Origin of the sequence: Rhizobium sp. S96 (genome assembly GCF_030382195.1) — a bacterium.
Classification (GTDB): Bacteria; Pseudomonadota; Alphaproteobacteria; order Rhizobiales; family Rhizobiaceae; genus Rhizobium.
Genome location: NZ_JAUDRY010000003.1, coordinates 313,254 through 338,066, shown reverse-complemented (window position 1 = coordinate 338,066; position 24,813 = coordinate 313,254). Strand labels below are relative to the sequence as shown.

At 60.5% G+C, this 24,813-nt stretch carries 29 protein-coding genes; 20 read left to right on the top strand and 9 right to left on the bottom strand.

Annotated elements, in window-relative coordinates:
- Nucleotides 1-56 precede the first annotated feature (56 nt).
- The 6 genes from QTL94_RS02655 (at nucleotide 57) to QTL94_RS02630 (ending at nucleotide 5,452) form a co-directional block, all read left to right on the top strand.
- Nucleotides 57-1,121, top strand: coding sequence for an ABC transporter permease (locus tag QTL94_RS02655; protein WP_065689339.1), 1,065 nt, complete (start codon nucleotides 57-59; stop codon nucleotides 1,119-1,121).
- Nucleotides 1,122-1,123: 2 nt separating this feature from the next.
- A complete protein-coding gene (locus tag QTL94_RS02650; protein ID WP_065689340.1) occupies nucleotides 1,124-1,906 on the top strand; it encodes an ATP-binding cassette domain-containing protein in 783 nt (260 codons plus the stop codon).
- Nucleotides 1,903-2,529 carry a nucleoside triphosphate hydrolase gene (locus tag QTL94_RS02645; RefSeq protein WP_289800504.1) on the top strand — a complete coding sequence of 209 codons (627 nt, stop codon included), beginning with the start codon at nucleotides 1,903-1,905 and terminating at the stop codon, nucleotides 2,527-2,529. Before QTL94_RS02650 ends, QTL94_RS02645 begins: the two co-directional genes overlap by 4 nt.
- 84 nt (nucleotides 2,530-2,613) lie before the next feature.
- On the top strand, nucleotides 2,614-2,961 hold the full coding sequence (locus QTL94_RS02640) for a DUF805 domain-containing protein (RefSeq protein ID WP_065689342.1): 348 nt from the start codon (nucleotides 2,614-2,616) through the stop codon (nucleotides 2,959-2,961).
- A 91-nt stretch (nucleotides 2,962-3,052) separates the two neighbouring features.
- A complete protein-coding gene (pyrC, locus tag QTL94_RS02635; protein ID WP_065689343.1) occupies nucleotides 3,053-4,093 on the top strand; it encodes a dihydroorotase in 1,041 nt (346 codons plus the stop codon).
- Nucleotides 4,094-4,273: 180 nt separating this feature from the next.
- Nucleotides 4,274-5,452, top strand: a complete 1,179-nt coding sequence (locus QTL94_RS02630) for a GGDEF domain-containing protein (protein WP_289800503.1) — start codon at nucleotides 4,274-4,276, stop codon at nucleotides 5,450-5,452.
- A gap of 25 nt (nucleotides 5,453-5,477) precedes the next feature.
- Here QTL94_RS02630 and QTL94_RS02625 read toward each other — a convergent pair whose 3' ends face one another.
- A complete protein-coding gene (locus tag QTL94_RS02625) occupies nucleotides 5,478-5,960 on the bottom strand; it encodes an anthrone oxygenase family protein (RefSeq protein ID WP_289800502.1) in 483 nt (160 codons plus the stop codon).
- A gap of 101 nt (nucleotides 5,961-6,061) precedes the next feature.
- Between QTL94_RS02625 and QTL94_RS02620 the strand changes: the two genes are divergently transcribed.
- Nucleotides 6,062-6,718 (top strand): TetR/AcrR family transcriptional regulator, encoded by a 657-nt coding sequence (locus QTL94_RS02620; RefSeq protein WP_289800501.1) that lies wholly within the window; start codon nucleotides 6,062-6,064, stop codon nucleotides 6,716-6,718.
- On the opposite strand, the gene QTL94_RS02615 is transcribed toward QTL94_RS02620, so the two are convergent.
- Nucleotides 6,719-7,621: a GGDEF domain-containing protein gene (locus QTL94_RS02615; protein ID WP_289800500.1), complete on the bottom strand. Its 903-nt coding sequence runs from the start codon at nucleotides 7,619-7,621 to the stop codon at nucleotides 6,719-6,721.
- 298 nt (nucleotides 7,622-7,919) lie between these two features.
- On the opposite strand from QTL94_RS02615, the gene QTL94_RS02610 reads away from it, so the two are divergent.
- Nucleotides 7,920-9,053, top strand: coding sequence for a flavin-containing monooxygenase (locus QTL94_RS02610; protein WP_289800499.1), 1,134 nt, complete (start codon nucleotides 7,920-7,922; stop codon nucleotides 9,051-9,053).
- Here QTL94_RS02610 and QTL94_RS02605 read toward each other — a convergent pair.
- Nucleotides 9,040-10,311: an MgtC/SapB family protein gene (locus QTL94_RS02605; RefSeq protein WP_289800498.1), complete on the bottom strand. Its 1,272-nt coding sequence runs from the start codon at nucleotides 10,309-10,311 to the stop codon at nucleotides 9,040-9,042. The genes QTL94_RS02610 and QTL94_RS02605 overlap by 14 nt on opposite strands.
- A 230-nt stretch (nucleotides 10,312-10,541) precedes the next feature.
- On the opposite strand from QTL94_RS02605, the gene QTL94_RS02600 reads away from it, so the two are divergent.
- Entirely contained in the window at nucleotides 10,542-11,231 is a 690-nt protein-coding gene (locus QTL94_RS02600) for an orotate phosphoribosyltransferase (protein ID WP_113520328.1), read from the top strand.
- 90 nt (nucleotides 11,232-11,321) lie between these two features.
- Nucleotides 11,322-12,248 (top strand): carbohydrate kinase family protein, encoded by a 927-nt coding sequence (locus tag QTL94_RS02595; RefSeq protein ID WP_289800497.1) that lies wholly within the window; start codon nucleotides 11,322-11,324, stop codon nucleotides 12,246-12,248.
- Nucleotides 12,249-12,251: 3 nt separating this feature from the next.
- Here QTL94_RS02595 and QTL94_RS02590 read toward each other — a convergent pair whose 3' ends face one another.
- Nucleotides 12,252-13,052 carry an alpha/beta fold hydrolase gene (locus QTL94_RS02590; RefSeq protein ID WP_289800496.1) on the bottom strand — a complete coding sequence of 267 codons (801 nt, stop codon included), beginning with the start codon at nucleotides 13,050-13,052 and terminating at the stop codon, nucleotides 12,252-12,254.
- Between the two features lie 150 nt (nucleotides 13,053-13,202).
- Between QTL94_RS02590 and QTL94_RS02585 the strand changes: the two genes are divergently transcribed.
- The 6 genes from QTL94_RS02585 to QTL94_RS02560 all read left to right on the top strand — a co-directional run bounded on the left by QTL94_RS02585 (nucleotide 13,203) and on the right by QTL94_RS02560 (nucleotide 17,526).
- On the top strand, nucleotides 13,203-13,532 hold the full coding sequence (locus QTL94_RS02585; RefSeq protein ID WP_113520325.1) for an ArsR/SmtB family transcription factor: 330 nt from the start codon (nucleotides 13,203-13,205) through the stop codon (nucleotides 13,530-13,532).
- Nucleotides 13,529-13,987: an SRPBCC family protein gene (locus tag QTL94_RS02580; RefSeq protein ID WP_289800495.1), complete on the top strand. Its 459-nt coding sequence runs from the start codon at nucleotides 13,529-13,531 to the stop codon at nucleotides 13,985-13,987. Before QTL94_RS02585 ends, QTL94_RS02580 begins: the two co-directional genes overlap by 4 nt.
- 43 nt (nucleotides 13,988-14,030) lie before the next feature.
- The gene (locus tag QTL94_RS02575; protein WP_065689355.1) at nucleotides 14,031-14,441 is read left to right on the top strand and encodes a GFA family protein; all 411 of its coding nucleotides are present in this window, start codon (nucleotides 14,031-14,033) and stop codon (nucleotides 14,439-14,441) included.
- A 93-nt stretch (nucleotides 14,442-14,534) separates the two neighbouring features.
- Entirely contained in the window at nucleotides 14,535-14,876 is a 342-nt protein-coding gene (locus tag QTL94_RS02570; RefSeq protein WP_289800494.1) for a YciI family protein, read from the top strand.
- A gap of 150 nt (nucleotides 14,877-15,026) precedes the next feature.
- A complete protein-coding gene (locus QTL94_RS02565) occupies nucleotides 15,027-16,067 on the top strand; it encodes a DUF1254 domain-containing protein (protein ID WP_289800493.1) in 1,041 nt (346 codons plus the stop codon).
- 46 nt (nucleotides 16,068-16,113) lie between these two features.
- Entirely contained in the window at nucleotides 16,114-17,526 is a 1,413-nt protein-coding gene (locus QTL94_RS02560) for a DUF1254 domain-containing protein (RefSeq protein WP_289800492.1), read from the top strand.
- 67 nt (nucleotides 17,527-17,593) lie between these two features.
- Here the strand turns inward: QTL94_RS02560 and QTL94_RS02555 are convergent, their stop codons facing one another.
- The 3 genes from QTL94_RS02555 to pgi form a co-directional block, all read right to left on the bottom strand.
- Nucleotides 17,594-17,863: a hypothetical protein gene (locus tag QTL94_RS02555; protein ID WP_289800491.1), complete on the bottom strand. Its 270-nt coding sequence runs from the start codon at nucleotides 17,861-17,863 to the stop codon at nucleotides 17,594-17,596.
- A gap of 51 nt (nucleotides 17,864-17,914) precedes the next feature.
- Nucleotides 17,915-18,550 carry a class I SAM-dependent methyltransferase gene (locus tag QTL94_RS02550; protein ID WP_289800490.1) on the bottom strand — a complete coding sequence of 212 codons (636 nt, stop codon included), beginning with the start codon at nucleotides 18,548-18,550 and terminating at the stop codon, nucleotides 17,915-17,917.
- A gap of 68 nt (nucleotides 18,551-18,618) precedes the next feature.
- A complete protein-coding gene (gene pgi, locus QTL94_RS02545; protein WP_289800489.1) occupies nucleotides 18,619-20,244 on the bottom strand; it encodes a glucose-6-phosphate isomerase in 1,626 nt (541 codons plus the stop codon).
- 216 nt (nucleotides 20,245-20,460) lie between these two features.
- Here pgi and QTL94_RS02540 point away from each other — a divergent pair, with 216 nt between their 5' ends.
- The 3 genes from QTL94_RS02540 to QTL94_RS02530 are packed head-to-tail and all read left to right on the top strand — an operon-like array spanning nucleotide 20,461 to nucleotide 21,977.
- Nucleotides 20,461-21,330, top strand: a complete 870-nt coding sequence (locus QTL94_RS02540) for a DUF1254 domain-containing protein (RefSeq protein WP_289800488.1) — start codon at nucleotides 20,461-20,463, stop codon at nucleotides 21,328-21,330.
- Complete coding sequence (locus QTL94_RS02535; RefSeq protein WP_289800487.1) at nucleotides 21,305-21,724, top strand: DUF1254 domain-containing protein; 420 nt, start codon at nucleotides 21,305-21,307, stop codon at nucleotides 21,722-21,724. The genes QTL94_RS02540 and QTL94_RS02535 overlap by 26 nt, the downstream gene beginning before the upstream one ends.
- Nucleotides 21,687-21,977, top strand: a complete 291-nt coding sequence (locus QTL94_RS02530) for a DUF1214 domain-containing protein (RefSeq protein WP_354666049.1) — start codon at nucleotides 21,687-21,689, stop codon at nucleotides 21,975-21,977. Before QTL94_RS02535 ends, QTL94_RS02530 begins: the two co-directional genes overlap by 38 nt.
- Nucleotides 21,978-22,096: 119 nt before the next feature.
- Here QTL94_RS02530 and QTL94_RS02525 read toward each other — a convergent pair whose 3' ends face one another.
- Nucleotides 22,097-23,797 (bottom strand): long-chain fatty acid--CoA ligase, encoded by a 1,701-nt coding sequence (locus QTL94_RS02525; protein ID WP_289800486.1) that lies wholly within the window; start codon nucleotides 23,795-23,797, stop codon nucleotides 22,097-22,099.
- A 251-nt stretch (nucleotides 23,798-24,048) separates the two neighbouring features.
- On the opposite strand from QTL94_RS02525, the gene QTL94_RS02520 reads away from it, so the two are divergent.
- Nucleotides 24,049-24,441 (top strand): PRC-barrel domain-containing protein, encoded by a 393-nt coding sequence (locus QTL94_RS02520; protein ID WP_289800485.1) that lies wholly within the window; start codon nucleotides 24,049-24,051, stop codon nucleotides 24,439-24,441.
- A 125-nt stretch (nucleotides 24,442-24,566) separates the two neighbouring features.
- On the opposite strand, the gene QTL94_RS02515 is transcribed toward QTL94_RS02520, so the two are convergent.
- A complete protein-coding gene (locus tag QTL94_RS02515) occupies nucleotides 24,567-24,788 on the bottom strand; it encodes a DUF4189 domain-containing protein (RefSeq protein WP_289800484.1) in 222 nt (73 codons plus the stop codon).
- Nucleotides 24,789-24,813 lie beyond the last annotated feature (25 nt).

Below are 24,813 nucleotides of genomic sequence, written 5' to 3'. Positions count from 1 at the left end.
ATGGAAGAGCGCACCAGCTTCCGCGCGCGGTTCGGCGCGAAAGCGGAGGAGGAAAAATGACCGGAGCACAAGAATTCGAGCGGGTTCTCGACGGCAGCGACAAGAACGTCGCGTCGTTCGATCATCAGGACGTCTCACTTTTAAAGCGCGCCCAGCACTTCCTGCATTCGACCCCGGCGGCGGTGCCGCTGATCGTGCTGGTGCTATCAATCATCATCTTCGGCATCGCGATCGGCGGGCGGTTCTTCTCGTCCTATACGTTGACGCTTATCCTGCAGCAGATCGCCATCGTCGGTATTCTCGGCGCGGCCCAGACACTGGTTATTCTGACGGCGGGCATCGACCTGTCGATCGGCGTCATCATGGTGATCTCGGCCGTCATCATGGGCAACTGTGCCATCACCTACGGCATTCCCACGCCGATTGCCGTGCTCCTCGGGATGGTCGTCGGCGGCCTGTGCGGCCTGCTCAACGGCTTCCTCGTCGCCTACATGCGATTGCCGCCGTTCATCGTGACGCTCGGCACCTGGAACATCGTCATGGCGACGAACTTCATCTATTCGGCCAATGAGACGATACGCGATACCGACGTCGACGCGCAGGCGCCGATGCTCCACCTTTTTGCGATCAGCTTCCGGGTTGGCAGCGCGGTTCTGACGCTTGGCGTCATCGCCATGGTGCTGCTGGTTCTCGGTCTCTGGTACATCCTCAATCACACGGCTTGGGGAAGGCATGTCTATGCCGTCGGCGATGATCCGGAAGCCGCGAAGCTGTCCGGTATCCAGACAAAGACCGTGTTGCTGACGGTTTATACGATTTCGGGCGTCATCGCCGCCTTCGCCGCCTGGGTCTCGATCGGCCGCAACGGTTCGATTTCGCCGTCATCCGCCGTCACCGACTATAACCTCCAGGCAATCACCGCGACCGTGATCGGCGGCATCTCGCTCTTCGGTGGCCGCGGTTCCATCTTGGGTACTCTCTTCGGCGCCATGATCGTCGGCGTCGTCTCCATGGGTCTCAACATGCTGGGCGCGGATCCGCAGTGGAAGGTGCTGCTGACCGGCGTGCTTATCATCGCCGCAGTCGCGATCGACCAGTGGATCAGAAAGGTGTCGGTGTAATCATGGCAAACGAACCCATCCTTTACGCACGCGGACTGGTCAAGCGTTACGGCCGCGTCACGGCGCTCGACAATGCCGACTTCGATCTCTACCCGGGCGAAATCCTGGCGGTGATCGGCGACAACGGCGCCGGCAAGTCATCGTTGATCAAGGCGATTTCGGGCGCGATCACGCCTGATGATGGCGAGATCAGGCTTCAGGGCAAGCAGGTGCAATTCAAGTCTCCGATGGAAGCCCGTGAGGCCGGCATCGAGACTGTGTACCAGAACCTTGCCCTGTCTCCGGCTCTGTCGATCGCGGACAACATGTTCCTCGGTCGCGAGATCCGCAAACCCGGTGTGCTCGGCAGCGTCTTCCGTATGCTCGATCGCCCCGAGATGGAAAAACGCGCCCGAACGAAGCTGTCGGAATTGGGCCTGATGACCATCCAGAACATCAATCAGGCGGTCGAAACGCTCTCTGGCGGCCAGCGCCAGGGTGTCGCCGTGGCGCGTGCCGCTGCGTTCGGTTCCAAGGTCATCATCCTCGACGAGCCGACGGCGGCCCTCGGGGTGAAGGAGAGCCGCAAGGTTCTCGAGCTGATCCTCGATGTCCGCTCTCGCGGCATTCCGATCGTGCTGATCTCGCACAACATGCCGCATGTCTTCGAAGTGGCGGACCGCATCCACATCCACCGGCTGGGGCGTCGCTTGACGGTCATCGATCCCAAGGAATACACCATGTCGGACGCCGTCGCGTTCATGACCGGCGCCAAGTCTGTTCCAACGGAGCCGGTTGCTGCATGAGCGACAACATCAAGGATATCGCCGGCGAGGTTGTGACCCGCGCCGGCGACGCGAAGCGCTTTCTCGTCGCCATTGCCGGTCCGCCCGGCGCCGGCAAATCCACCATGGCTGACAATCTCGCCGACGCGCTGCGCGCCGTTGGCCAGAGTGCGGAAGTCCTGCCCATGGATGGCTTCCACATGGACAATGCGATCCTGATCGAGCGCGGCATGCTGGCGCGCAAGGGCGTGCCCGAAAGCTTCGACGTCAGGGGGTTTCTGGATATCATTCGCGCCGTGCAGCGTGCCGATCAGGAAGTACTGGTGCCGGTTTTCGATCGGTCCCGCGAGCTTGCCATTGCCTCTGCCCGCTCCGTCTCGCCCGAGCACCGCTTTATCATCGTCGAGGGCAACTACCTGCTTTTCAGCCAGGGAAAATGGGCGGAACTGGAAGGTGTGTTCGGGTACTCGATCATGCTCGCGCCGCCGATCGAGGTTCTCGAAGAGCGCCTGTGGGCGCGTTGGCGAGGCTACAAGCTCAGCGAGGAAGAGGCGAGCGCCAAGGTTTATGACAACGATCTTCCGAACGGGCGTCTGATCCTCGGTAATCGCCGCCCTGCGGATGTAACGCTCGAAATCGCCTGATTTCCCCCAACATTGCAAGCGCCAGCGAATCGTTGCAAGCTTCACCATCTGCAACTTTGAATTTTGTTACCTTGGGGGAAGCTGATGGATTTCACGGAAGCCGTTACGTCCGTTTTCTCGAACTATGCGGTGTTCAAAGGCCGCGCCCGGCGCTCTGAATTCTGGTGGTTCACACTTTTCAGCGTCCTCGCCTCCTTCGTTCTGGCGTTTGTCGATTACCTTCTGTTCGGTCACGAGATCCTCAGCACCCTGTTCGCACTCGGAACACTGCTGCCGATGCTGGCGGTCACCGTTCGACGTCTCCATGATGTCGATCGGTCCGGCTGGTGGATCTTCATTGGCCTGATCCCGCTCATCGGCGCCATCATACTTCTCTACTGGTACATCAGCGAAGGCACCCCCGGCGCGAACCAGTTCGGGCCCCCGGCCTGACTTTTTGCTGGCAAACTGTTTGCCAGAAGAGGTGGCGGAGTGATAATGCCGCGGGCGAGCCTTACAGGTCAGCCTTGCCGGAGTTACAGCCATGCAATCGATCACCATCCGCCGCCCTGATGACTGGCACCTTCACCTGCGCGATGGCGCGATGCTCGAAGGCGTGATCGGCGACACAAGCCGCGATTTCGCCCGCGCGATCATCATGCCGAACCTGGTTCCGCCTGTCGTCACCACCGCGGACGCGGAAGCCTATCGCAGCCGCATCATGGCGGCGCTGTCGGAGGGCGATCGTTTCCAGCCTTTGATGACGCTTTACCTCACCGAACACACCAACCCCGACGACGTCGAGGCGGGCAAGACGAGTGGATTGATCACCGCAGTCAAGCTCTACCCGGCCGGCGCAACCACGAACTCGCATGGCGGCGTGCGCGATATCGAAAAGGCAATGCCGGTTCTGGAGCGTATGGCGAAGATCGGTCTTCCGCTCTGTGTCCACGGGGAAGTGACCACGCCGGAGGTCGATATCTTCGATCGCGAGGCGGTCTTCATCGACACGGTGCTCGATCCGCTGCGCAAGCGGTTGCCGGAACTCAAGGTGACAATGGAACACGTCACGACGGCCGATGGCATCGACTACATCAAGTCGGCAAAGGCCAATCTCGCCGGTTCGATCACCACGCATCACCTGATCATCAACCGCAACGCCATCCTGGTTGGCGGCATCCGCCCGCATTACTACTGCCTGCCTGTCGCCAAGCGGGAAAATCATCGCCTGGCTCTTCGCGCCGCAGCCGTCAGCGGCGATAGCCGCTTCTTCCTCGGAACCGATTCCGCGCCGCATGTCGATCCGCTGAAGGAATGCGGTTGCGGTTGTGCTGGCATCTATACGTCGATCAATACGATGAGCTGCCTTGCGCATGTCTTCGAACAGGACAATGCGCTCGACAAGCTTGAGGCTTTCGCATCGCTGAACGGCCCTGCCTGGTATGGCCTGCCGGCCAACGAAGAACGGATCACGCTCGTCAAGCATGCCGAGCCTCTGGTACTTCCCACGAAGAGAGAAACGGGCGCCGGTCCCGTGACTGTTTTCGATCCGATGTTCCCGCTGCACTGGGATATCGAACGTTAGTATATATTTATACTCGACGATTTTGACTGTGTTATTCATCCATTGCAGCAAGGAAAACTTCTTGCTGCAAAACTTATGCTTTAAATACATGATTTCTTAACGGAATTCGTAAGACATTCGTTTTGGGGGCGTAAACTGTTTCCAATAACGAGGGCGCGGCAGAAGCCGCGGGTTTGAAGCATGACGCTTGATTACAATTCCCTGCTGATCGCGCTGGCAGTATCGGCGGCATGTCTTGCAGTAACATTGCTCGGAAGCTGGTTCGCGCGGCGCACCGAAACATTCCTGCTCACCTGCACGATCGGCCTCGTTTTGATTGTCAGCGGCATATTTGCCTATGGGCTCTACGTCGGTACGCCCACGAAGCTGCTGGGCATCACGGCCTTCGTTTTCTTCTTTCCCGGTTTTGCTGCCGCCGTGGGCGCCGGCTACCAGTTCCGGACGGGACGTCTGCCGTGCCGCATGATGGTCGCAGCCGCGCTTGCCGGATATGCCGTCACCATCCCTCCGATGGCAATCGGTTACGACGGGTTTGCCTTCATTGCCGAGAACACCGTCATCGCCTCACTGCTTTTCGTAACCGCCTATCAGTATTGGCTGGCGCGCGCGGAGGCGCCGGTGCCGCTGACAGGTATTACGGCGCTCTACATCCTGACAGCCATATCCTTCGTCCTGTGTGCCAGCGTTCTGCTGGCGGACGGCAAGGTGGTCCTTGGCGCCGCACCGAGCAACTGGGCCGAGGATCTGAGCCTGGCGATCTGCATCGCCAGCATGACCGGCATTGGCGCGCTATCGCTTGCGCTGCACCAGTGGCGCCTGGCGGCCCGCCACCGCATTGAAGCGACCACCGATTCCCTGACCGGCTTGCTCAATCGTCGAGCGCTCTTCGACCAGTATGGCAGCGGCGAGATGGGCTCGACCTCCGCGGTCGTCGTCTTCGACATTGATCATTTCAAGTCGATCAACGATACGTTCGGCCATGCCGGCGGCGACCGGATGCTCAGACTGTTCGCCGATGAACTGCGGGCCAACTGCAGGGCGGGCGACGTCGCGGCCCGGCTCGGCGGCGAGGAGTTCGCAATGGTTTTGCGGGATGTCACGCCCGGCCAGACGGAACTCGTGGCCGAACGCATTCGCAGGGCGTTCGAGCAACGCCAGATCGTATTCGACGGCGCGATCGCAACATGCACCGTGAGCGCCGGCGTTGCGCCCGGCCGCCCCACGCCGGTGCCGTTCGACGCATTGCTGCGGGCGGCCGACAAGGCGCTCTATGCCGCCAAGCGCGCCGGCCGAAACCGCGTGGAGCTCGCCAGCCACCTGCACGCCGTTCCCATGGAAACGGTGCGCACCGGCTCCTGAGCGGAGCCACTCTGCTTCAGCCTTGTTAGAGGACCATCATCGCCCTGACGAAGCTTGCCGAGGCAAGCAGGCAGGCCACTGTCCGGACGTGGTTCCACCATGTCCAATCCTTCAGATATGTCGCCCAAAGCGCGGTCGCATCAGGGCCGCTGCCGCTGACTTTCGCGAGCGCGTCGTTCAGCGGCACGTTGAAGGCGATGGTCGAGATGAAGGATGCGACGACGTAGAGCGCCCCACCAGCCAGCATCCACATGGCCGGCGGTGTGCGCCAGTTCAGGAGTGCGAATACCGCAATCACGACACAGAGGATCGCGGTGGGAACGAAGAGCATCATGAACGGCGATCGGACGATCGTGACGTTGATCGAGTTCATCGCCGCAATTCCCTGCTCTGTCGGAAGGCGCTCGAGTGCGGCCATCACAAACGTCGAAAAGGCAAAGAAGACCCCGGCAATTAGCCCGCTGCCGACAGCCGCAGCCACAAGCGCGATAGCAAGAAAGACCGTCATACTCATCCCCTCCATTGTTTTACAAAGCAGAGAAACTCTCTCATTTGTAAAATGAGATAAACTCTCTTATTTCTGTCGTCAACGATAAATCGGAGCGTCTCATGCCGGGCATGCCGAATGGCGGATCAGGAAATTCACCGGAACAGATCGGCCAGCTGCGCCGGGTGCCGGTCCAGCAGCGCGGGCGCGAGCGGTTCGAAAAGATCCTGTCTGTCGCGGCCGAATTGATCGAAGCCCATGGCAGCGACGCGCTGAAAATGAGCGAGATTGTCGAACGAGCGGGCCTGTCCTTTGGCGCGCTCTATCAGTATTTCCCGGACAAGAGCGCCGTCATCCGTACCCTCGCCGAACGCTTCAACGAACAGGGAAGGCGCTGCGTCGAGGCGGAGTTGGCAGGCGTCGCAGACCCGGTCGCTCTTCGACAGGCGCTGTGCACCATTGCCGACGAGTATTACGCCTTCTTCCGCAGCGAGCCTGTCATGCGCGACATATGGTTTGCAGCGCAGGCCGATCGGCTGCTGCAACAGATCGATGCCGACGATATGGAGTTTCACGCCCAGGTGCTGTTGTCGGTCCTCGCAAGACTGTGGCCGACCCAGCCGCCGGGCCAGCTATTGGCAATCGCGAGGCTCACCATGCAGCTTCTCGCGGCTGCTGTCCGATATGCCGCCTCGCTCGAGGATGATGAAGGGCGGGCTGCGATCGCGCTCTACAAGAAGATGCTCCCCACCGATTTCAGCCAACTCGTGCAGGGATGACTAGGCCCTGATCGCTCCCTGCTCGGCCGACCGCGCGATCGCCCAGTGCACCGCATTGCGTCCACCATTCTTGGCGGAATAGAGCTTTCGGTCGGCCGCCGTCATCATCGTCTTCAAGCTTTCCTCGGTAGGATCGCCGCAATAGACGCCAAAGCTCGCCGTCACCCGACCGACAGGCAGAGGGCCGACCGCCTTCGCCTCAAGCTGCCTGCGCAACCGGTCCGCAATTGTGACAGCTGCGTCGACGCCGGTGCGCGGCAGGACCAGGCAGAATTCCTCGCCACCGATCCTGGCGGCTATGTCATAAGGGCGAAGGCTGTGCTGGATGGTGGCGCCTGCCATCATCAGCACCTGATCGCCGACATCATGGCCGAACTGGTCGTTGATCGACTTGAAGTGATCGAGATCGAAGACGACGACCGAGATCGGCGCCCGATCGCGGGCGGCGCGGGAAATCTCCATGGAGCCGATCTCCTTCAGCCAGCGGCGATTGCCGAGCCCGGTCAGCACGTCCGTCGTCGCCTGCCGCCGCAGCTGGGACAGCGTTGCATCGAGTTCGGTGATCAGCGCGGATATGCCGTTTGCAACGACGCCGACCTCGTCCTTGCGCTGGCTGCGGATGGATTTGACGGCACCGGTCGAACGATAGGTCTCGATCACGGCTGCAACATCCCGCAATGGGCGGATCAACACCCACAAGGAAGCAAGGCAGAAGACGGTGCCGCCAAGCGTGGCCGCAAGCACGGTCGCCAATACGGGAAGAGCGGCACTCTGGAAGCCCGCGGCGAGATATACGCTCAGCGTCAGCAGAGGCACGTGTGTTGCAAGAAAGCAGACGGCGAAGATCTTGAATGTAAGCGAGGTGCTGAAGGTTTTACGAACAGTGGACATCGACAGGCGCATTCTGGACTCCCTCATGGCGTCTTTTGCGGCCGCGAAAATGGAATCCAGTCCCTCACTTCAATCCTAACGGAAACGTTAAAATTCGACGCTTTCTGTCCTCGAAAGGTATCACAGTCCTGGGGAGGGCCTGCAATCCAGTGCTTGTAAGTGCGATCTAAAACAGTATTCCAGCTGTGGAAAAATGCCGTTGCCGGCGCGGTTGGTACCCGCCAAGGGCGGTGTCGCCACGCGCACCACACTCGTTGCGCGGCACAATTCGTGTTATCGTTTTACGGAATTCTGGCCACAGGGGGCCTCCGTGACAGCTTGCGAGACAATCATCGTCGGCGCGGGGCCTGCAGGACTGGCATGCGCTGCGGCCCTTAGTGCGCGGGGACGCGCGGCGTTGGTGCTGGAGCGGGAGGATCGCGTCGCCGCCTCCTGGCACAGGCACTATGACAGGCTTCATCTGCATACGCACAAGATGCATTCGGGCCTGCCCGGAATGCCCATGTCCCGCCGCTTTCCGAAATACCCGTCGCGGCTTGAGGTCATCGAGTATCTCGACGAGTACGCCCGTTTCAACGACATCGACATACGCTTCGGCGCACGCGTCACGGCGATAGGAAAAGCAGATCGCTGGGCGGTCGAGACATCAGGCGGCATATTCCACGCCAGCAATGTGGTCGTCGCAACCGGCCGTTCAAATGTGCCTTCGCTCCCGCTTTGGGAAGGCCAGGAACGGTTCACGGGCAAGCTTCTTCATTCGTCCGAATTCAGGAATGCAGCTGACCTTGCGGCAGAGCGTGTCCTAATCGTCGGCTTCGGAAACTCGGCCGGCGAAATTGCGCTCGAATGCGCCGAAGCCGGGCTCCATGTCGGCTTGTCGGTGCGCGGCCCGGTGAACGTCATTCCGCTTGAACTCTTCGGATTGCCTGCCGTCAGCATCGCCATTGCCCAGCAGTACCTTCCCACCCGCCTAGCAGACCTCATGAACACGCCGTTCCTGCGCCTGCGCTTTGGGGATCTCGAAAGGTTCGGCCTCCAACGGGCGCGCGAGGGGCCGTTGACGACGATCAGGGAAAGGGGCCGCACGCCGTTGATCAACATCGGTACCATCGAGCGGATCCGATCGGGTGACATCAAGATCTTTGGTGGTATTTCGACAACCGAGGGGAGGGACGTGCAGTTCGCCGACGGTCGACGCGACCAGTTCGATGCCATCATCCTGGCGACCGGTTACCTGCCCGCACTCGATGCGCTGCTGCCGGATTTCCAGCAAAGGTTCGGCGGTGCCGACGGCCCGGGGCGGGGCCAGCTTCAGCCGGCGGGCGATGGCTTGTATTTTTGCGGCTTCACGGTCGTCGCAACCGGCCTGCTTCGCGAGATCGGCATCGAGGCGCAGCAGATCGCCGCGTCTATCGCCGCAAGGCCGTCGGTCACGCCGGCATGAAGGTGCGGAAGGCCAGATAAACAATGGCGCCGAGCGCGATCGCCGCCGCGGTCGCCTGTGCCAGGGCCACGCCGTATTCCTTCCGGCCTGCCCCGAACGCGAGAATGACCTTGGTCACCATATTGACCCCGACAGCGATGAGGATGACGTCGGCGGCCGTCTGTACGCTGATGGTCGTGCCGGCGAGCCGTGCCGTGGACAGGGTGATCGCATCCACGTCCACGATGCCGGAGATGGCGGCGACGATGAACAGGGCCGATGCTCCGATATAGACGATCGCCATCTTCGAAATCAGGCTGATGATACCAAGGAGAGCGGCGAAGGAGACGACTGTCTGAATTTCGAACGGGTTTTGCAACTCGACCTGTGGCACGTCGGCCGACGCGCTCGACAGCGATACCCAGGCAAAGGCAGCGCCGACGAATACGATGATCGCCGGCAGCAGGCCGGCGGCAAGCGGCGCCACAATGCCGGGATACAGCGCGCCGGCAATGACGAGGACGCGCCCGAACGAGAGCGCGCCGGCAATCGCCGCTCCTGCCGCCAGATAGCGCGCCCCTTGAGGCGCTTCCTTGGAATAGCGGGCGAATGAAAGCGTGAGCGCGGTCGAAGAGACCAGGCCGCCGGCGGCGCCGGCCAGCAATATTCCCCGGCTCGTGCCCATGAGCCGGATCGCGACGTAGCCTGCAAAAGACAGCGCAGCGATGGTGATGGTCAGCAGCCACAGCGAGAAGGGATTGAGCGCTCCCCACGGATCCAGCGTCTTATCGGGCAGCAGCGGCAGCACGATCGCGGTCATGGCAAGCAGCATCAATGCCGAACGCAATTCGACCCAGGTCAGTTGCTGGAGAAACCCGTGCAGGCTGGTGCGCGATGCCAGCACCACCGTCATCACGACGGCACCGGCGCCTGCCGTGACGACGTCGCCAACGGCCGCAAGAGCGCCAAGCGCAAAGACCAGAAGGGCGGCGACCAGCGAGGTGACGCTGTAATCCTTGTCTTCGTCCGCTTCGCGCCATTTTGCAGCGATGTAGGCAATGCCGAGGATGGCTGCGATCGTCGACGGCAGAAATGGGCCAGTCAGCGGCAGCAGTGTTCCGACCACGCCGCCGAGAAAGCCGGTCAGGCCGAAGGTCCGGATGCCGGCCGTCCTGCCACCCGGCCGGATATCACGCTCCTGCCAGCCGCGCTCGACGCCAACGAGCAGGCCTATGGCAAGTGCGACACCGAGGCGGTGGAAGACATCATAGTGATCCATGGCGAGACGATATCTCGCTATTGCCGCCGCGCAAGTCCAACGCGTTGAAAAAATGAGAGATTATCGGACGCCCTTGTCGCTGGAGCGATGGGCGTCCTGCGGAGCCTGCTGATTACGCCGCTGGGTGGGACGCATTTTCGTCGGCATTCTCGACGCGGAAACCGCCGCTGTTCTGGAAACTTGTCGCGCTTGCTGCTATTGGCCGATAAATTTGACCAAAGGAGAGAGCGATGATCCAGGCAACATTCACCGACCGCGCAGTCATGGCCGAACTGGTCGCGAAGATGCTCTGGGAGATCAAGGCGGTGCATTTCAATGCCGCCCAGCCCTACAAGTTTGCGTCCGGCATGGCGAGCCCCGTCTATATCGACTGCCGCAAGCTGCTCTCGTTCCCCCGCGTGCGCTCGACGGTCATGGACTTCGCCGCCAGCGTTGTCCTGCGCGAGGCCGGCTTCGAGAAGTTCGATTGCATTGCCGGCGGCGAGACCGCGGGCATCCCCTTTGCAGCCCTGCTGGCCGATCGCCTCAGCCTGCCGATGATCTATGTCCGCAAGCAGCCGAAGGGCCACGGCCGCAACGCGCAGATCGAAGGCAACATGCCGGAAGGCTCGCGCGTCCTCGTCATCGAAGACCTGACGACCGCAGGCGGCAGCATGTTCAAATTCATCGATGCCGTCCGCGCGGCTGGCGGTGTGGTCGATCACGGCATCGCCCTGTTCTACTATGGCATTTTCGACGAAGGCGCGCTGCGTTTTGCCGATGGCAAGGTGAAGCTGCATTACATCGCGACTTGGCGCGATGTGCTCGCCGTAGCCAAGGCACAGAAGCTGTTCGACGAGACGACCTTGAACGAGGTCGAAGCCTTCCTCGATGCGCCGCTCGCCTGGTCTGGGCGCAATGGCGGTATTTCATCACTTTGAATGAAGAATTGCGTCGCGGCGCTTTGCTTTTGCCATGAAATTATCTAATCGATTTGAATATCGATGGATTGCAATGCTTGGGAGGCCGGAATGATTTTGTGCTGTGGCGAAGCGCTGATTGACATGCTGCCGCGGGAGACGACCCTTGGCGAGAAGGGCTTTGCCCCATACGCCGGGGGAGCGATCTTCAACACCGCGATCGCGCTCGGGCGTCTCGGCGTTCCAACGGCCTTCTTCACCGGCCTCGCCGACGACATGATGGGCGAGATCCTGCGCGATACGCTGAAGGCGAGCAACGTCGATTTCAGCCTCTGCGCGATCACGCCGCGCCCGTCCACGGTCGCTTTCGTCAAGCTCGTCAATGGCCACGCGACCTACGCCTTCTATGACGAGGGCACGGCCGGACGCATGATCACAACGGACGATCTTCCGGCTCTTGGCGACGATTGCGAAGCGCTGCACTTTGGCGCCATCAGCCTCATCCCCAGCCCCTGTGGCGAGACCTACGAGGCGCTGCTCCATCGTGAAGCCGACAAGCGGGTGATCTCGCTCGATCCGAACATCCGCCCGGGCTTCATCAAGGACAAGCAGGCCCACATCGCCCGCATCAGCCGTATGGCCGCCAAGTCCGACATTCTCAAATTCTCCGACGAGGATCTGGAGTATTTCGGCCTCGAAGGCAGCCATGACGATCTGGCCGCCTACTGGCTGAAGCATGGCGCCAAGCTCGTCGTCATCACAAAGGGTGCCGAAGGCGCATCGGGCTATACAGCCGAGCGCAAGGTCACCGTGCCGAGCGAACGTGTCACCGTGGTCGATACGGTCGGCGCCGGCGATACCTTTGATGCCGGCGTTCTGGCGTCCCTGAAGATGGACAATCTGCTGACCAAGGCACAGGTCGCGTCCCTCGACGAGAAGGCGCTTCAGAACGCCCTGTCGCTGGGCGCGAAGGCTGCCGCCGTCACCGTGTCGCGCGCCGGCGCGAACCCACCATGGGCACACGAAATCGGTCTCTGAGACCTAGATCCGGTCAAGAAATCCGAGCACTTCGCGATTGAACTGCTCGGGTCTCTGTAGCGGCGCAAAGTGGCTGACGCCTTGCATGGTGATTGGCTGCGCCGCTGGCAGCGTGCGCGCGAGATAGGCCATGTGCTCCGGTTTGATGAATTCGTCCCGGTCGCCGAGCACGGTCGCGACCGGCACGGTGATGCCGGCAAGATCCTCGGCGGAATAATTGGGTTCGGTCGCCATCATCCGGCTCACGTCTTCCACAAAGCTATCGAATTGATCGGGCGTCGCCGATAGCGCGGCATAGTCCTTTCTGTGGCGGCTGAAGCACCGGTCGATCACTGGTGTCGCTACGAAGGGCTTGGCGCCGCTCGGGTCCATGCAGCACGCGAAGAAGAAGACGCCGGAGACGCGCTCGGGTTTCTGGTCGGCAAGGATGAGGGCCGTACATGCACCGTCGCTCCAGCCGACGAATGCCGCCTTCTCGATCCGCAGCCGATCCATCACGGCAAGAACGTCCGAGGCCATCAGTTCGTACTTGAAGGACTGTTGGTCGCGCGTGCTCCGGCCATGCCCGCGGCTGTCGATGACCACGACTTGTCGACCGGCCCCAACCAGCGCAGGAACCTGATAGCCCCAGTTGCCGCTGTTCCCGAGACCGCCGTGCAGCAGGATGACGGTGGGGCCTGTGCCATAGGCCGCATACCAGATCCGCGCACCATCGTGATCGACGAAGGCAGTGTTTGCGGTGGCGGGCAACGGCGCCGCGCCATGCGCATCGAATTTCAAAAGCTCATCGTCCGTCTCGTTCATCCGACATCTCCCTGGAGTGATCGATAGCATGACGATCAACGGGGCCCAGTTTCGACACCAACCATATAAAAATGCAGCCAGGCGGCAACGGCCTTGTGAGCTAATTAATTAGTATTGACTATTCAATTAGTCTGCACTAATTGTTTTGGCATGATCGAAACCAGTGAGATTTCTTCCGTGATGCGTGCTCTCGCCGATCCAACAAGGCGTGCGGTCTACGAGCGCATCGTCGGTGCCCGGGAAATTACTGTCGTCGAACTGACGCGCGGCAGTGGCGTCACCCAGGGCGCCATTTCCCAGCACCTCAAGTCACTGAAGCAGGCGCGTCTCGTCGTGGAGCGGCCGGAGGGGCGAAACGTCTACTACCGCGCAGAACCGAAAGGGCTTGCGCCGCTTTTCGACTGGATGAGCCACTACGGCCTCTTCTGGCAGGAACGCTTCGATAGCCTGCGAACCCTATTGAAAGAGGTCGATCCATGACGAAGGCAATGCTGCAACAGGATGCCCAGGATATCGTCGTTGACGAGGTCTTTCCGCATGCGCCGGAGACGATCTGGCGAACATTGACGTCGGGCGACATGATCGCGCGGTTTTTGATGAAGCCGAATGGCTTCGAACCCGTCGTAGGCAACCGCTTCACCTTCCAAACAACCCCCGCCGGCGAATGGGATGGAGTCATTCACTGCGAAGTGGTCGATGTCGAGCCGAACAGGCATTTCGGCTACACCTGGAAAGGGGGGCATGCGACGAATGTGGGCTACGGCTCGCTTCTGGACACCGTGGTCAGCTGGTCGCTTAGCGCCGTCGACGGCGGCACGCGACTGCGCCTTGTCCATTCCGGCTTTGTCACGCCGAAGAACGATACCGCCTTCAGGAACATGAGCGAGGGCTGGAAAAAGGTCGTCCCACGTATCGGTCCCATCATCGGTGAATAAATTCGCACCATCGATCATCAGTGTCATCCCAGAGGAGGAAAACATGAGTGAGCCATATACTGGCGGCTGTGCATGTGGCGCGATCCGCTACAAGGTCTCCGCCGAACCGATCGTGATGCTTGATTGCCAATGCCGCCAATGCCAGCGCGAGAGCGGCACGGGCCACGCATCGCACCTCACCTTCGAATGTGAACCGGTCGTCGAAGGCAAGGCGACGCATTGGGACGCGGTTGGAGACGGCGGCGTTGTCAAACGACGCGCCTTCTGCCCCACCTGCGGCGCCCCCGTCTATATGACATTTCCCGATATTCCCGGCTATTTCGTTGTCCGCGCCGCTAGCCTGGATGATCCCACGCGCTACAAGCCACAGCTGATCTGCTGGACAGCCAGCGGCCAGCCATGGGATCAAGTTGATCCACACCTGCCAAAGTTCGAAAAGATGCCGCCGCGCTGAACCGTCAGATGACGTGTCGAACTTCGGTCCAGCCGTTCGTCTTGATGGTGAGGGCAGGACACTCGCCCCGCCGAAACCTACGGAGGAAAAGCCATGACGCAGTACCTTGTCGCCATTCACCATCCAGACGACTACGACCCCGCCGTTGCCGAAGACGATGCGATGGACCGCGATATCGACGTGCTCAATGACGAAATGGTGGCGGCCGGCGTCAGGGTCTTCGTCGGCGGTCTGCAATCGGCAAGCCGCGCCAAGTCGGTGCGGGTGCAACCCAGTGGCAAGATCTCCGTCACCGACGGGCCATACCTCGAGACTAAGGAGCACATTGGCGGCTTTTGGGTGCTGGAAGCCGCTGATATGGAAGAGGCGCTGGCGTGGGGGCGCAAGGCGGCGGTGGCCTGCCGGGCACCGGTCGAAGTTCGTCCGTTTCACTAGAGCGGGCGACGCTGCGCGAGAGCTTTGCATCGAAGCATCGCACTACCCGGACCCTGCCAAACCGGACCATTTACGGCATTGTTACCGTTACGTACTTCTCGTTGTGACAATGTTGCGCGACCTTTCACCTCCATTCATTGGAGGAATGTCATGCCAAGCAAGCTGTCGATTTCGTGCAGACCGTTCATCCACGCCACTGCAGTCGGACTTGCGGTGGTGACGGGGGCCCTTGCGGCACATGCGGCAGAGCCGGTGACAGTGGACAATTTCATCCGCGCCGAGAGCGATCTCTATTTCAGCAACTTCGCCAAGGACGGCGGCTTCGGTAAATTCAACCATCGCCGCGAGCCGGCAACAATCGACAACCAGACGGTCATACGACTGAACCGTGACACTCTCTACTCGGCGGCAGTCTTCGATCTGGATGCCGGACCGGTTACTGTCACGCTGCCTGACGCCGGAAAGCGGTTCATGTCCCTGATGGCGATAAACGAAGACCATTATATCCCGACAGTATCGTATGGCGGCGCAAGTACCTTCACCAAGGATCAGGTCGGTACCCGGTACATGGCCATTGGTATCCGAACATTTGTCGATCCAACCGATCCGAAGGACGTCGAACAGGTTCACGCATTGCAGGACGCGATCAAGGTCGAGCAGGCGGGCGGACCCGGTAAGTTCGAAATCCCGCATTGGGATCCGGCCAGCCAGAAGAAGGTGCGTGATGCGCTTCTCGTCCTGGCGACGACAATGCCCGACTTCAACAGGGCATTTGGTTCCAAGGATGCGGTCGATCCCGTTCGTCATCTGGTCGCAAGCGCCGCGGCGTGGGGCGGAAACCCCGACAAGGATGCGACCTATCTTAACATCACGCCCGCCAAGAACGACGGCAAGACGGCGTACAAGCTGACGGTAAAGGACGTTCCCGTTGATGGCTTCTGGTCCATCAGTCTCTATAACGCCAAAGGCTATTTCCAGAAAAACAAGTATAATGCCTATTCGCTCAACAACGTGACGGCGAAAAAGGGTGACGACGGCTCGATAGAGGTCCAGTTCGGTGGCTGCGACGGCAAGATCGCGAACTGCCTGCCCATCGTGTCTGGCTGGAACTATACAGTTCGGCTCTACCGCCCGCGTGAGGCAATCCTCGACGGATCGTGGAAATTTCCCGAGCCGCAGCCGCTGAAATGATCGCAATCGACAGCATTGGCGCACGAAGCAATCCGGGAGAAGACGCATGCAGCTGACAAAACGCGAGTTCACCAAGGGACTGGTGGTGGCGGCGGGCCTGGCGAGCCTCAATGCGGGGAGAGCTACCGCCGCCGAGCTTGGCGCGGCCGAAGTGCGCGCCATCGCCAAAGAGGCTTATATCTACGGCTTCCCGATCATCGACAATTATCGCATCCAGTACGCCTATTTCGTCGATGCAAAGGACCCCGAGTACAAGGGGCCATGGAATCAGCTGGTGAACATTCCACGCGTCTATACGCCAGCCGACACCGCGATCCAGACGCCGAATTCGGATACGCCGTACTCGATGCTGGGCTTGGATCTGCGCGCCGAGCCTATCGTCTTGACGGTCCCACCGATCGAGAAGGATCGGTATTTCAGCATCCAGCTGATTGACGCCTACACATTCAATTTCGACTACATCGGCAGTCGTGCAACCGGTAACGGAGGCGGAAGCTTCCTGATCGTGGGGCCGAATTGGAAGGGCGAGGCGCCGAAAGGCATCGCTAAGGTCATCCGCTCGGAAACCGAGTTGGTGCTCGCCATCTACCGAACGCAACTCTTCAATCCGGAGGACCTTGAGAACGTCAAGAAGATCCAATCGGCATACCGAGCAGAGCCGCTCTCGAAATTCATTGCGCAACCCGCGCCGACAGCCGCAGCCGCGATTGATTTCATCACGCCGCTAACGGCAAGTGACGAAAAGACGTCCCTCGAGTCTTTCAATATTCTCAACTTTGTCCTGCAGTTCTGCCCCACCGATCCATCGGAGACCGAACTGATGCAGCGGTTCGCCAAGATTGGTATTGGGGCTGGCAAGACCTTCGACCCGACCAAGATTTCGCCAGAGACGAGGGACGCCTTGCAGCAGGGCATAGCCGATGCTTGGGCTGACCTGGAAGCGCTGAAAAAACGCTTCGATAGCGGTGAGGTCACATCTGGCGATATGTTCGGCACACGCGAATATCTGAAGAACAACTATCTTTATCGGATGACCGCCGCTGTCCTCGGCATCTACGGAAATTCCAAGCAGGAGGCGATATATCCCGCCTATGCCATCGATTCAGAGGGCAAGCATCTAGATGGCGCAAACCGGTATACGATCCACTTCGCAGCCGACAAGCTGCCACCGGTCAATGCATTCTGGTCGTTGACCATGTACGAAATGCCGCAGAGCCTCCTCGTCGCTAATCCGATCAATCGGTACCTCCTGAATTCGCCGATGTTGTCGCAGTTCGTTAGGGATGCCGACGGTGGCTTGACGTTCTATGTTCAAAACGAATCCCCGGGGACGGACAAGGAGCCCAACTGGCTACCGGCGCCGAAGGGACCGTTTGTTGTTGCGATGCGTCTCTATTGGCCCAAACCGGAAGCACTGGACGCCACATGGACAAAGCCAGCGATGGTCAAGGCTACATGAGGTTGCTCGGCAACCAGAATCCCGGTGGCCGATCCGTAGGTTAATCAGCTCGGATCGATGCTGGCGATCACTTGCTCCGCTGGCGGCATTGGCTCGGCTTTAACTTGTCGATGCGGCTATAGCGGCCGTTCGAGACGTGAACCTTTGCGCAGGTCCCGCTTGCGGCGTTCCACCAGGTATTGTTGCCGCCGACATCCTCGTAGCCGCGCGCCTGCATCTCCGATTCAGCACCGGCGGCACGCGCGCCCACTAGATCGGATATGTCGGACGGTGGCGCGGCGCGTGCTGTCGCCGCCGAGAGGACAATCGCTGCTGCTACGATGACTGAAGCTTTCATGTGAACCTCACGCGTTGGATGGATCGGTGCGTTCCGGCTTTGCTCGTATTGCTAGGCCGGTTGTCCCGAAGGGACCTTTTCGAAGGCGCTGGACTGGAAATGCTGCACGGTGTTCCAGGGAGTGGTGTGCTCGTGCTGGCGGGTCGCGATGAGTTTGAATTGCGCTCCAAGGACCGCCTGAAGGCTTGCGGCATCGTAGCGCATGACGGGCAGACCGCTGCACTTCTCGGGTCCGTTCAAGGCGAAGGTGCCGATCACCGCTTTCCCGCCGTCCTTGAGGGTCTGCACGAGCACGCGGACATAGGCTTGCTGATCCGTCGTCGCCGTCAGGAAATGAAACGCCGCGCGGTCATGCCAAAGGTCGTACTGTCGGTCAGGCGTCCATAAGGTGATATCGGAGACAAACGCTTCCACCGGCGCGCCGCTGCCAAGCCGGGACTTCGCCGTCTCAAGCGCTGCCGCTGACAGATCGAGGATGCCGACATGGGCTGCCCCATAGGCCACCAGCGCGTCCACCAGATGTGACGCACCGCTGCCGATATCGATGATTGACATGCCCGGCTGCAGCCCTGCATCTCGAAGCAGTGCCATCGAGATTTCAGGAGTATCCTCATACCAGCTGACGTCGGTTTCCGCTTTGCTGGTGTAGACGCCTTGCCAGTGATCGCGTCGGTCGGCTTCGGCCATCAGACATCCTCCCCGAGAGGGCCGTCACGCTCCCGCGATTGCGGAAGCGTGACATGGTGCGTTGTGGCTTACTTGGCGAGCTTCGCCAGTGCCGCGACGAGTCCCTGTGTCGAGGAGTCGTGGCCAGCCGCGCTCTCCTTGCCCTCGATCACAGGCAGCAGGCCAGTGGCCAGTTCCTTGCCGAGCTCGACGCCCCACTGGTCGAAGGAATTGATGCGGAAGAGCACGCCTTCGACGAACACGCGGTGTTCGTAGAGCGCGATCAGGCGTCCCAGCGCATAGGGCGTCAGCTTGTCGTAGACGAAGGTGATCGACGGACGGTTGCCGGTGAATACACGGTGCGGCGCGATGAAGTCGGCCTGCTTGTCGTCCATGCCCTTGTCGGTCAGCTGCTTCTTCGCCTCTGCGAAGGTGCGGCCTTTCATCAGTGCCTCCGACTGGGCGATGACGTTGGCCATCAGCAGCTGGTGCTGGTGGCGAAGCTCCGGTTCGAAGGCATTGGCTGCGATCATGAATTCCGCCGGGATCACGCTCGTGCCCTGGTGGATCAGCTGATAGAAGGCGTGCTGGCCATTGGTGCCGGGCTCACCCCAGACAACCGGGCCGGAATTGCCCTCGACCGGCGTGCCGTCGACGGTGACGCCCTTGCCGTTCGATTCCATGTCCAGCTGCTGCAGATAGGCCGGGAAGCGCGACAGGCGCTGGTCGTAGGGCAGGATCGCGCGCGTGGCGTAACCCAGGACGTTGCGGTGGTAGTAGCCGATCAAGCCAAGCAGCATCGGCAGGTTCTTGGTAATTGGCGCCTGACGGAAGTGGTTGTCGACGGCATGCGCGCCATCGAGGAACTTGCCGAAGTTCTCGGGCCCGACAGCGATCATCAGCGGCAGGCCGATCGCCGACCAGATCGAATAGCGTCCGCCGACCCAATCCCAGAAACCGAAGACGCGCGCGCTGTCGATACCGAAGGTCGCGACCTTGTCCAGCGCGGTGGAAACTGCTGCGAAGTGATGCTGGACCGCTGCCTCGCCCAGCGCATCGGCAATGAATTTACGCGCGGTCTGCGCGTTCGTCATCGTCTCGATCGTCGTGAAGGTCTTCGAGGCGACGATGAACAGTGTGGTCTCGGGCTTCACCAGCTTAAGGATGTCGGCAATATGCGCGCTGTCGATGTTGGAAACGAAATGCGCACGCGGACCGTCGTGGAATGGCGCAAGCGCAAGCGTCGCCATCACCGGGCCGAGATCGGAGCCGCCGATGCCGATGTTGATGACGTCTGTGATCGCCTTGCCAGTCGCGCCCTTCAGCGTGCCGGAGCGAATGCCGTCGGCGAATTTGCCCATTGCGGCCAGCACGGCGTTGACGTCTGGCATCACGTCCTTGCCGTCTACGAGGACCGGCGTGTTTGCGCGGTTGCGCAGGGCGGTATGGAGGACGGCGCGGTTTTCCGTGAAATTGATCGCCTTGCCGGAGAACATCTCGTCACGCTTGGCTTCGACGCCGCCGGTTTCGGCGAGCTTCACCAGCAGAGCCAGAATCTCGTCGTTCACGGCGGTCTTGGAATAGTCCATCAGCAGGTCGTCGAGAGACGCGGTGAAGCGCGCAAAGCGCTGCGGATCGGCGGCGAAGGCAGCGCGGATATCGGTGGCCTTGGTGGCGGCCGCGGTGCTCTTCAGTTGTTCGACGATGGCATTCATGGGAGGCTCCTTTGCAGGGCGAGAGGGTCGCGGAAACTATTCGCTTTGTAGGGCGCAAATCAAGTTCGAGCGGTCATCACATTGCAAAAAACACTGCCCCCCAAACACAGCCCGTGATCAGAGCCGGACGCGATTGCCGCGAATTTACCGTTGCGCACTTCAATTTCATCCTGACACGGCGGACAACGGATCTGTTTTCGGGAGAAAGGCAATCCGATGTCTCGTTCATTCCTAATGACCTCTGCCGCGACCCTGTGCATGACCTTGCCATGCTTGGCATTCGCGGATCAGTCACGCTTTGACCAACTGGCCAACGCCCCTTTCCAGCAGAACCGTCCAACGCCCGCGACGGCGACTGAGCTGTTGCAGGAACTCAAGTTCCAACAGGCAACCCAAGCTTACCTGTGGGCGCTGCCGTTGATCAATACGCTTGGCATGAAGTTCGGCTCGGAGAAGACCTTTGGCGCTGGGTACAACATCCTGCCCATCTGGAAAGAGCGCCTCGATCCCAAGACGCTTGTCACGACGCCCAACTCGGACGTGATCTATGCGATGAGCTATGTCGACATGGGCAAGACCGGCCCTGTCGTTTTCGAAGCGCCGCCAAACCTCCAGGGCATTCTTCTCGATTTCTGGCAGCGTCCTATTCCTGTCGACGGCGGCAAGTTCGCCGGCGATGTCGGTCTGCCTGGTCCAGATGCGGGCAAGGGTGGAAAGTTCCTGGTCCTGCCGCCCGGCTACAAGGGGCACGTGCCAAAGGGTTACTTTGTCTACCGCTCGGGAACCAACAACCTCTTTATCTTTCTCAGGGCGTTCTATACCGATCCCAACGACCTCAAGCCAGCCGTGTCATTGATGGAGAAGGCCAAAGTTTATCCGCTGAACGTCCCAAAGGCGGAGCGCAAGCCAATGCAGTTCCCCAATGCGTCGGGCGTTCCTGCAAACATGCTTCCACGCTCCGACTTCGAGGCATTTGAGCAATTGAAGTGGCTGGTCGATAGCGAAGGGAAAAATCTGGCGGACGCTGATGGTCTGGGCATCCTGGCGAAAATGGGCCTGATTGCGGGGGGGGGCGTTCGATCCTGACGCGGCAACCAAAGCAATCCTCGATGCGGCTGCAAAGACCGGCTACAAGATGAGCCGCGCGATCGGCATGATGCCGACGGTTGGCAGTCGCGACTACCGCGTCTGGAGTGATCGCCAATGGTTGAACCCCGTCAACAATGCCGCCGAGCCGGGGCCGGACAAGACCATGGACCTCAGTTTCCGCAACAGGGAGGCCGGCTACACCGAGGTCGCGCCCCGTGCTTGGTTCTCTACGGACTACTACTCCATCAGTCCCGGCATGGTATCGCAGACGCCCGGTAGAGGTGCCGCCTACGCGTTTAACGACGCCGACGGCAGCCCCTTGAGCGGGGACGCTTCCTACAAGCTGACGCTGCCTGCCGGCGAAACTATTCTGGTCACTCACACTGTATGAAGCTGAAAATGCTTCTGGTCTGGCGACGGATGCGCGGCGGTTCCCCTCTCTCGGGTCGCGGGACAAACCCACGGTGAATGCCGACGGGACAATCGACCTCTACATCGGACCAAAGGCACCGGCTGGCAAGGAAGCAAACTGGCTGCCCACTGCGCCAACGCGTGGTTTCTTTGCCATCCTTCGCCTGTATGGACCGGAACAGGCGGCAATCGATTACAGCTGGAAGCCTGGTGACTTGGAGAAGGCGAAGTAGAACCGCTCGCACGAAGGGGCGGTGCTCGCTGCCTCCTCGCGATGGCTGCCACGGCTCGTGCTTCAGTAGTAAGACCATTCGTGGCTACTGGACGGCTTCAGGTGAATGCCTGAAGTCACCTAGCTCCGCAGATCCTTTCGCAGGATCTTGCCCACCGGTGATTTCGGCAGTTCTGTGCGAAATTCGACGAAGCGCGGGCGCTTGTAGTTAGTGAGGTTCGCCGCGCAGTGGGCCTTCACATCGGCTTCCGTCAACGCCTGGTCCTTCCTGACGACAAACAGCTTCACCGCCTCGCCGGAATGTCCGTCCGCGACGCCGACCGCAGCCGCCTCCATGATGCCGGGGTGCATGGCGGCCACTTCCTCGATCTCGTTCGGATAGACGTTGAAGCCGGAAACCAGGATCATGTCCTTCTTCCGGTCAACGATCTTGGTGTAGCCGCGGGCATCCATGAAGCCCATGTCGCCTGTCCGGAAATAGCCATCCGGCGTCATTGCGCGGGCTGTCTCCTCCGGCTTGTTCCAATAGCCGGCCATCACCTGCGGGCCGCGGATGCAGATCTCCCCAACCTCGCCGAGCGGCAGCGAGGTGCAGTCCTCGGCGCGGATGTCGAGCTCGGTGGACGGGATCGGCAGTCCGATCGAGCCGGTGAATTCGGGAGAATCGAAGCGATTGGCGGTGGCCACCGGCGAGGTCTCGGAGAGCCCATAGCCCTCGGTGATGTGCGTGCCGGTCACCTTCAGCCAGCGTTCGGCAACCGGCCGCTGGACCGCCATGCCGCCGCCCAGCGAAATCACCAGGGAGGAGAAATCGACCTTGGCGAAATCGGCATTGTTCATCAGCGCATTGAAGAGTGTGTTCAAGCCGGGGAACACGTGCACCTTCGACTTTGAAAACTCCTTCACCAGTGCCGGAATATCGCGCGGGTTGGCGACCAGAATATTATGCGCTCCAAGCGACATGCCCATCAGCGAATTCACCGTGAGCGCGAAGATATGGTAGAGCGGCAAGGCGCAAAGAAAGTTCAATACCTCGGGCCGCTGCCTTTTCTCGAAGGCGGACTTCAGCCAGAGTTCTAGCTGCAATTTGTTCGACAGCAGGTTCCTGTGGGTGAGCACCGCGCCCTTGGCGACGCCGGTGGTGCCACCGGTGTATTGCAGGAATGCGATATCGCCGACCGTCAGTTCTGCTGGCCTGTAGGTCTTGCCAGCTCCTGCGTTTAGAACTTGCCTGAAGGTCTTGTGCTGCGGGATCGACCAGGAGGGGACGAGCTTTTTCACCTTTCGGACCAAGAGGTTGACGATCAGCCCTTTGGCGCCCAGCATTTCGCCGAGTGAGCTCACGACCACGTGCCGCACATCGGTCCTTGCCAGCACCTGCTCGACCGTGCGCGCAAAGTTCTCCAGCACGAAGATCGCCTTGGCGCCGGAATCACGGAGCTGGTGCTCCAGTTCGCGCGGCGTATAGAGCGGGTTGACGTTCACGACGACCATGCCGGCGCGCAGAATGCCGTAAACAGCAACGGGGTTCTGCAGCACGTTGGGCATCATCACCGCAACGCGGTCGCCCTTCTGAAGGCCGCTGCCCTGCAGCCACGCCGCAACCTTGCGCGTCTGGCTCTCCAGTTCGCGGTAGCTCAGCCTTTTGCCCATGCTGGAGAAAGCGATTCGGTCGGCATAGCGCGCGCAGGATTTTTCCAACAGTTCCGCCAGCGATGCATATTCCAGCGGCGGAAGCTCCGCGGGAACAATCGTGGGATAGGCGGCAAGCCAAGGCTTTTCGGGTTTGGCGCCGTCCGGATAGACGGAAATGCTGTTCATCGTGTCTCTCTCCCTTTCGCTGCCGACCGGTGTCCCGGCAAGCCGATTGGATGATCCTCCATCTTCCAATGCAGCAGCTTATGTCATTGCCTGAACGGTTCAAGCCGAGATTGAAGCTATCCTAACCTTAACGTAAACGTCAATATTTCAGGAGGTAGGCACTCTCGGCGAGAAATTCGGAACCTTGAGCAACGGGGGGCGTTTTCAAAGCGCAGACCAAAGACGAGGAAACACTAAAAAGGAGGTGCACAATGCTGCATCAGGACGCTGACAAGAACCGCCGTGACCCCAACGTCAAGGATACGCCGACGCTGATTGCCAGCGACCGCGTCGAAGGCACCCGCGTTTATGGTGCCGACGGCAAGCACATCGGGTCGATCGAGCGCCTCATTCTCGGCAAGCAGGATGGCCGTGTGGCCTATGCGGTGCTGAGCTTTGGCGGCTTCATGGGGATTGGCCACGATCACTATCCGCTGCCGTGGGAAAAACTCACCTACGACACGCAGCTGGATGGATATCGGATCGATCTGACGAAGGAACAGATCGAAGGTGCGCCGAGCTATTCGGACGACGACGACAGCTGGTACACCGACAATGGCCGCCGGGTCTATGACTACTATGGCGTGCCGCCCTACTGGATGTAACGTCGTTCGCGAGGCGAAAACGGACAGGCCCGTCTCGGCGGGCCACCGTCGAGCCTTAGCCACTAAAACCTCCGGCGGAAGCCGGAGGTTTCTGATTCAAGGCTGACCTGGCAGGCGGGTGGTGACTATTTGTCCTCGTCGCAGTCCTGTATTTCGCAAATCTCGTCTGTGCGTGCGGTGCACTCGTTCAGCGCGCGATCTTCCGCATCGCCTCTCCGGTCGAAATCATAGCTATAGCCATAGGCGCTGCCGCTATCGGAGATGGCGATGCATCCCCACGCAAAGGCATTGGAGACGGGAGCAGCCACGCAAAGCGCGCAGGCAGCAGCGAGTAGAGTCATTCTCATTGGCGGTCCTCTGGAGCATTTATAT